The organism is Cupriavidus sp. SK-3 (assembly GCF_000611145.1).
Taxonomy (GTDB): Bacteria; Pseudomonadota; Gammaproteobacteria; order Burkholderiales; family Burkholderiaceae; genus Cupriavidus.
In genome coordinates this window covers 1-7,162 of sequence record NZ_JFJV02000023.1, presented here as the reverse complement: position 1 = coordinate 7,162, position 7,162 = coordinate 1, and the positions used below count along the sequence as shown (strand labels likewise).

The 7,162-nt window shown below is 67.7% G+C and carries 3 protein-coding genes and 1 pseudogene; 3 read left to right on the top strand and 1 reads right to left on the bottom strand.

Annotated elements, in window-relative coordinates:
* Together CF70_RS02125 and CF70_RS02120 are read left to right on the top strand one after the other, a co-directional pair.
* Positions 1-939: pseudogene (locus CF70_RS02125) on the top strand (DNA polymerase Y family protein); the annotation flags it as partial.
* Positions 940-985: 46 nt separating this feature from the next.
* The gene (locus tag CF70_RS02120; protein WP_035859698.1) at positions 986-4,474 is read left to right on the top strand and encodes an error-prone DNA polymerase; all 3,489 of its coding nucleotides are present in this window, start codon (positions 986-988) and stop codon (positions 4,472-4,474) included.
* A 33-nt stretch (positions 4,475-4,507) separates the two neighbouring features.
* Here the strand turns inward: CF70_RS02120 and CF70_RS02115 are convergent, their stop codons facing one another.
* Positions 4,508-4,759 carry a hypothetical protein gene (locus CF70_RS02115; protein WP_035859690.1) on the bottom strand — a complete coding sequence of 84 codons (252 nt, stop codon included), beginning with the start codon at positions 4,757-4,759 and terminating at the stop codon, positions 4,508-4,510.
* A gap of 357 nt (positions 4,760-5,116) precedes the next feature.
* On the opposite strand from CF70_RS02115, the gene CF70_RS02110 reads away from it, so the two are divergent.
* Entirely contained in the window at positions 5,117-7,090 is a 1,974-nt protein-coding gene (locus CF70_RS02110; RefSeq protein ID WP_235184855.1) for a methyl-accepting chemotaxis protein, read from the top strand.
* The last annotated feature ends 72 nt before the right edge of the window (positions 7,091-7,162 follow it).

Sequence of the window (7,162 nt, the reverse complement as noted above, 5' to 3'; positions counted from 1 at the left end):
CTCGACGGCATCGGCTGCCGGACCGTGGGCGAGGTGCGGGGCCTGCCGCGTGCCGGCCTGCGGCGCCGGCTGGGGCCGGATCTGCTGGCGCGGCTGGACCAGGCCTATGGCGAGGTGCCAGTGCGCTTTACCTGGTTCAGCGCGCCGGCAGCCTTCGCGCAGCGCATGGAGCTGCCGGGCCGTACCGAGTCCGTGCAGGGCGTGATGGCGGGCGCGCAGCGCCTGCTGCTGGCGCTGGCCGGCTGGCTGGCGGTACAGCAGGCGGGCGTGACGCGGCTGGTGCTGCGGCTCGAACACGAGCGCTACCGGCTCGGCACCGAGACCCCGTCTACGCCGGTGACGGTCAGCCTGGCGCAGCCCAGCCGCGATCCGGTCCATCTGTCCAGGCTGCTGCAGGAGCGGCTGGACAAGGTGCAGTTCAGCGTGCCGGCGGCGGGCCTGATGCTGGTGGTGGAGTCCATGGAGACCTGCCTGCCGCAGAGCGATTCGCTGTTTCCGGAACCAGGCGGCACGCCAGCCGAACTGGGCCGCCTGCTCGATACGCTGATGGCGCGGCTCGGCCGCGAAAACGTGTTGCAGCCCCAGCCGCTGCCCGACCACCGGCCCGAGCGTGCCAATCGCTGGTGCCCCGTCGACGAAATGCCGGCGCGCGCGCCGCAGCCGGCCCCGGCAGGCGCCATGCCGGAGCGTCCGGCGTGGCTGCTGGACAAGCCGATGCCGCTCACCGTGCAGCGTCACCGGCCCTGTCATGGCGGCCCGCTGACCTTGCTCTCGCGGCCGGAGCGCATCGAGAGCGGCTGGTGGGATGGCGCGCTGGCCACGCGCGATTATTTCGTCGCCGAACGTGCGGATGGCCTGCGTTGCTGGGTCTATCGCCAGCGTCCCGGGCGCGAGGAGAGCGGTGAATACCGCTGGTTCCTGCACGGCCTGTTCGCCTGAGATTCGCCTGAGCCTTTGCCTCCCTGTCATGTCCAGCAAGCCCGCCATGCCCTCGTTTTCCGCTTTGCCGCCGGCGCTTTCCGCATTGCTGCCGGTATTGCCGGATTATGTGGAGCTGCACTGCATTTCCAATTTCACGTTCCTGGACGGTGCGTCGCATCCGGTCGAACTGATCGAGCGCGCCTTTGCGCTGGGCTATCGCGGGCTGGCGCTGACCGATGAATGTTCGGTGGCCGGCACGGCGCGCGCGCATCATGCGCTGAAGGACCTGCGTGAGCGCATCGGCGACGCCGCGGCGCGCAGCGCGGCGCGATTGGCCGCGGGGCTGGATGAGGATGGCGACGATGACGATCTCATCGAGGACGACGGCGAAGAGGGCGATCAGCATGACGGCGGGCATGGCGTGGATGATGAATCCCTCGCCGTGCCGGATGCCACGCCCGCCGCCGGCGACGCCTTGGCCCCTGGCGAAGCCACCCAGGCCCGCCTGCGCCGCCATGAACGGCTGGACGCGCTGGCCCGCGCCGCGCAGGATTTCCGCCTGCTGGTCGGCAGCCGCTTCACGCTGACGGACTCCGCCGGCCAGCCGGTGCTGCGGCTGGTGCTGCTGGCGCAGGACCGGGAAGGCTTCGGCAACCTGAGCGAACTGATCACCCTGGGGCGCACGCGCTCGGAGAAGGGCAGCTACCGGCTCCACCCCGACGACCTGGCCGCGCCGCCGCAGCCGGAACAGGCTCATCTGCGCGGCATGCCCAACTGCCTGGCGCTGCTGCTGCCGTCTTATTGCCCCGAGCCCGAGGCGTTGCTGCAGCAAGCGCAATGGATGCGGCAGACCTTTGGCGCGCGCGGCTGGATCGCGCTCGAACAGTTGCAGGGCCATGCCGATGCCTTGCACCGGCTGCGTCTTGCGGACGCATCGGTGCAATCCGGCGTGCCGCTGGCGGCGGCCGGCGCGGTGACCATGCATGTGCGTTCGCGCAAGCCGCTGTCCGATGTGCTGAGCGCGATTCGCGTGGGCCAGCCGCTGTCCGGGTGCGGCATGACGCTGGCGCCCAATGCCGAGCAGCACCTGCGCATGCGGCAGCGCTTGTCCCGGCTGTACCCGCGCGAGGCACTGGCGCAGACGGTGCGGATCGCCTCGCTGTGCGATTTCTCGCTCGATACGCTGCGCTACGAGTATCCGGAAGAGCTGGTGCCCCCCGGTGAGACTCCCTTCAGCTACCTGCGCCGCGAGACCATGAAGGGTGTGCTGCGGCGCTTCCCCGGCGGACTCAAGCCCGAGTGGCGCAAGCAGTTGAAGGAGGAGTTCGAACTGATCCGGGAGAAGCAATACGAGCCGTTCTTCCTCACCGTGCACGACATCGTGCGCTTTGCCCGCGGGCGCGGCATCCTGTGCCAGGGGCGCGGCTCGGCGGCCAATTCGCTGGTCTGCTATTGCCTGTTCATCACCGAGGTCGATCCCGGCGATGCCAACATGCTGTTCGGCCGCTTCCTGTCGCGCGAGCGCGATGAGCCGCCCGATATCGATGTCGATTTCGAGCACCAGCGGCGCGAGGAAGTCATCCAGTACATCTACGGGAAATACGGCCGCGACCGCGCCGCGCTGGCCGCCTCGCTGATCACCTACCGCTCGCGCAGCGCGCTGCGCGATGTGGGCCGCGCGCTGGGCATCGACGCCAGCGTGATCGAGCAGGTGGTCAAGGGCCAGGCCTGGTGGGACGGTGGCAAGACCTTTCTCGACCGCATTGCCCAGTACGGGCTGGACCCGGAATCGCCGGCGGTGCGGCAGTGGGCCAGCCTGACCGCGCAACTGCGCGGCTTTCCGCGGCATCTGTCGCAGCACGTGGGCGGTTTCGTGATCGCGCGGCACAAGCTGTCGCGGCTGGTGCCGATCGAGAACGCGGCCATGGAAGACCGCAGCGTGATCCAGTGGGACAAGGACGATCTGGAATCGCTCGGCCTGCTGAAAGTGGACGTGCTGGCGCTGGGCATGCTGTCGGCCATCCGCCGCGCGCTGGCGATGATCCCGAGCCGCTCGGGCGCGCCGTACCGCATGGAGGACATCCCCGGCAAGGACGCGCAGACCTACGACATGATCTGCGCCGCCGATACCGTCGGCGTGTTCCAGGTGGAGTCTCGCGCGCAGCAGTCGATGCTGCCGCGGCTGCAGCCACGCACCTTCTACGACCTGGTGGTGGAGGTGGCCATCGTGCGGCCCGGGCCGATCCAGGGTGGCATGGTGCATCCGTACCTGAAGCGGCGCGAGCAGGTGCGGCGCACCGGCAAGCCGCCGGCGTATCACAACGACGTCATCGAGAAGGTGCTGGGCCGGACCCTGGGCGTGCCGATCTTCCAGGAGCAGGTGATGCAACTGGCCATCGACGCCGCCGGTTTCACTCCCGGCCAGGCCGATCAACTGCGCCGCTCGATGGCGGCCTGGCGGCGCAAGGGCGACCTGAAGCAGCACCAGGATGCGCTGGTCAGCGCGCTGACCCGCAACAAGTATCCGGAAGCCTTTGCGCTGGCCATCTGCAAGCAGATCGAAGGCTTCGGCGAATATGGCTTCCCGGAAAGCCATGCCGCCAGCTTCGCCAAGCTGGTCTATGTCAGCGCGTGGATCAAGTGCCATCATCCGGCGGCTTTCCTGTGCGCCTTGCTCAACAGCCAGCCGATGGGTTTCTATTCACCTTCGCAACTGGTGCAGGATGCGCGGCGCCACCACGTGCGTACGTCGCCCGTGGATGTCACGGTGAGCTGCTGGGAAAGCACGCTGGAGCAGGAAGCGGATGGGCGGGCAGCGCGAGGACGCGAGCGCACCCAACCCGCGGTGCGGCTCGGGCTCAACCGCGTGAGCGGCATGCGCGAGGCGGCTGCCGGGCGCATCGAGCAGGCGCGCGCCAGGCAGCCTTTTGCCAGCGTCGAGGATCTTGTGCTGCGGGCGCGGCTCGATCGCCACGACATCGACGCGCTGGCCGCCGCCGATGCGCTGGCCAGCCTCGCCGGGCATCGGCGCCAGGCGCGCTGGCAGGCCCGCGCCGCCGCGCTGCAGGCCGCCCATCATGACCTGCTCTACGAGGCACCGCCGGCCGAGAGCGAGCTGTCGCTGCCGGCGCCGCGCCTGGGCGAGGACGTGGCCGCCGACTACGCCAGCATGGGCCTGTCGCTCAAGTCGCATCCGCTTGCGCTGCTGCGGCCGCGGCTGGCGGCCATGAAGTACGCCACCGCGCAGGATCTGGCCCGTTGCGGCAACGGCCGGCGCGTGCGGGCCTGCGGCATCGTCACGGTGCGGCAGCGGCCGGCGACCGCCAGCGGCACGATCTTCACGTCGATCGAGGATGAGACGGGTGCCGTCAATGTGATTCTCTGGCCGGACCTGATCGAGCGCCAGCGCAAGGAAGTGCTGGGCGCCACGCTGCTGGGCGTGATCGGCATGTGGCAGCGCCAGGGCGAGGTGAGGCACCTGGTGGCGCAGGAACTGGTGGACCTGAGTCCGTTGCTGGGCCGTCTGATGGTGTCCAGCCGCGACTTTCATTGAGCCGCGAGGAAGCGGCGAGACCACCTTGCCGCTCTACCGCGCGGATGCTTCCTGCCCGCGTGACGCGCCCTGCCGCGCCCTGGCCATATCGCCCTGCCAGCCCATCGCCCTGAGCAAGGCGAAACCATGTGGCGTGACATGCGGGCACCAATGGCCGGCCCCGCATTCCTCCAGCGACACAAGGCCGCGTTCGAGCAACGCCTCCAGATCCACGGGATCGAGTTCCAGCCGGTCCTGCGTATCGTGGACCAGCATCAAGGTAGCAAATTCGTGCGGACTCAGCATCGGCATCTCCTGGGTTGGGAATCCTGGTCTCGCGGGCCAGCAGGGGCGCAAGCGCCCAAGAAAAGACACTGCTTACGCGCATTGGCCCAGGCATTTCCCACATCGGAACCCGCCCGGCGCGCTGACATCGCGAAGCCTACCGTTCTACGTTTGATTTGCGTCTGTTTTGTGTCGGCTCTCTTATCCGCTATTTCGTGATCGTCTTGCGCCTGTTCTACACGCGGTTTGTGCCTATTTTTCGCCCGAATTACGGGCATTCTGCACCCGTCTTGTGCTGTTTCCGCCCTGCAGTAGTGCATGAAAAAAAAGCTGGAAAACTGCGCTTCAGTACGCCTCGATGCGGCCGATACAAGGCACATGCAAGTGCTTTTTCTGGGGTCTTTCGTGGTGACTTTCCTTTCTCCTGCCATGCGCCTGATGGCGCGCCTGACGATCACGCGCAAGCTGCTCTTGCTTGCGATCCTGTTCCTGATCCCGCTGAGCGGCTCGCTTTATGCGGTGCTGAGCCTCTCGGTGCAGTCGATCCGCTCCAGCCAGGACGAACTGCGCGGCCTCGCCATCGTCGACCGCGCGCTCGACTTCATGCGCGAGACGCAGGTCAGGCGCGGTGCGGCCAATGCCGTGCTGGCGGGCAACGCGGCGTTTCGCGCTACGTTCGATGGCGCGGATGCGAAGGCCGCTACACACCTTGACGGGCTGATGCAGCAAGCCGGAGCGGCGGCGGGCTTCGACGTTATGCCCGACGCGAAAAAACTCGGGGAGTCGTGGCGACGCATGCATGAAACGGGCCTGAACACGACAGCCGGGCCGCTGTTCGACATGCACAGCGCGCTGGTCAAGCAGACCCGCTTGTTTATCGGCGATGTGGCGGATCGCTCGTCGCTCGCGCTCGACCCCGATAGCGGTTCGTACTACCTGGTCACGCTGATGGTCGGGCCGATGCCAAGGCTGGCCGAGCTGAGCGCGCTGGCGCGTGGCAGGGGGGCCGCCATCATCAGCCAGGGCGGCTATTCCGATGCGGCGCAACAGGCTGAACTGGCCGCGCTCGGGGAGCAGATCCAGGATGGACTGGAATCGGTGCGGCGCGACATCGGCCGCGTGACGCGCGGCGCGCCGGCGTATCGCGCACGGGTGGAAAGCGCACAGGCGCAACTGTCCGCCGTGGATGCTTTCTACCGCACGCTGAAGGAGAGGATGCTGGGCAGCAGCGGCATCAACATCGAGGCCAAGGCCTATTTCGACGAAGCGACCGCCGCCATCAACGCGGTCTCCTCGGTCAACAAGGAGTTCTCCGCACTTGCCCGCGCCATGCTGGAGCAGCGCATCGCAGCCGACAAGCTGGAACTGGAAGTGCTCGGCGGCGTGGCCCTGCTGGCGGTGGGCGCGGCGTTCTACCTGTTCGCCGGTTTCAGCTGCGGCATGCGCGAGGACGTGCGGCAAGTGGCGGACATGGTGGGCCGGATCAACGCCGGCGACCTTGGCATCCGGCTGGAAGTCCATGGCAGCGACGAACTCAGCCATGTGAAGCGGCACCTGCTGTCGCTGGTGGATACCTGGCGCGTGCTGATCGGCGACACCAAGGAAGGCGCGCAGAACGTGCTGGTGGCCGCGGGCGAGATCGCGCAAGGCAACCTGGACCTGTCGCAGCGCACGGAAGAGCAGGCATCGTCGCTGCAGCAGACCGCCGCCAGCATGGAGCAGCTCACCGCGATCGTGCAGCAGAATGCCGGCAGCGCGGACCAGGCCAGCGCGCTGGCCAGCGAGGCTTCCGGCATCGCGGTGGCCGGCGGAGCCTCGGTGGGGCGCGTGCTACAGACCATGGGCGAGATCGAGGCCGATTCGAAACGCATCGTCGACATCATCGCGGTGATCGACGGGATTGCCTTCCAGACCAATATCCTGGCGCTCAACGCCGCAGTGGAAGCGGCGCGTGCCGGCGAGTACGGGCGCGGGTTTGCCGTCGTGGCTGCCGAAGTGCGCAACCTGGCGCAGCGCGCCGGCAGTTCCGCCAAGGAGATCCGCACACTGATCTCGCAATCGGTCCAGCGCGTGGAGGCGGGCTCGGCGCTGGCCGGCGACGCTACCGCGACCATGGAGAGCATCGTGGGCGCGGTCGGGCGGGTGACGGCGATGATGGATGAAATCAGCCGGGCGTCGCGCGAGCAGAGCAGCGGGATTGCACAGGTGAATCAGGCGGTGACGCAGATGGATCAGGTTACGCAGCAGAATGCGGCGTTGGTGGAGCAGGCGGCGGCGGCGGCTGATGCTTTGCGGGAGCAGGCGCAGAGGATGGAGAGGTCGGTTGCTGTTTTTCGGTTGGAGGTGGTTTGATTGGGGGGCGCATCTCTTTGGTATGGTTTTTAGCGGTTTTTGGCGGGGTTTTATTGCTTCTAGCTGCTGGCG

Excerpts from the sequence above, each read along its gene's own strand:
- CF70_RS02120 (WP_035859698.1), top strand. The coding sequence starts at position 986 with ATGCCCTCGTTTTCCGCTTTGCCGCCGGCGCTTTCCGCATTGCTGCCG.
- CF70_RS02110 (WP_235184855.1), top strand. The coding sequence starts at position 5,117 with ATGCAAGTGCTTTTTCTGGGGTCTTTCGTGGTGACTTTCCTTTCTCCT.
- CF70_RS02115 (WP_035859690.1), bottom strand. The coding sequence starts at position 4,759 with ATGCTGAGTCCGCACGAATTTGCTACCTTGATGCTGGTCCACGATACG.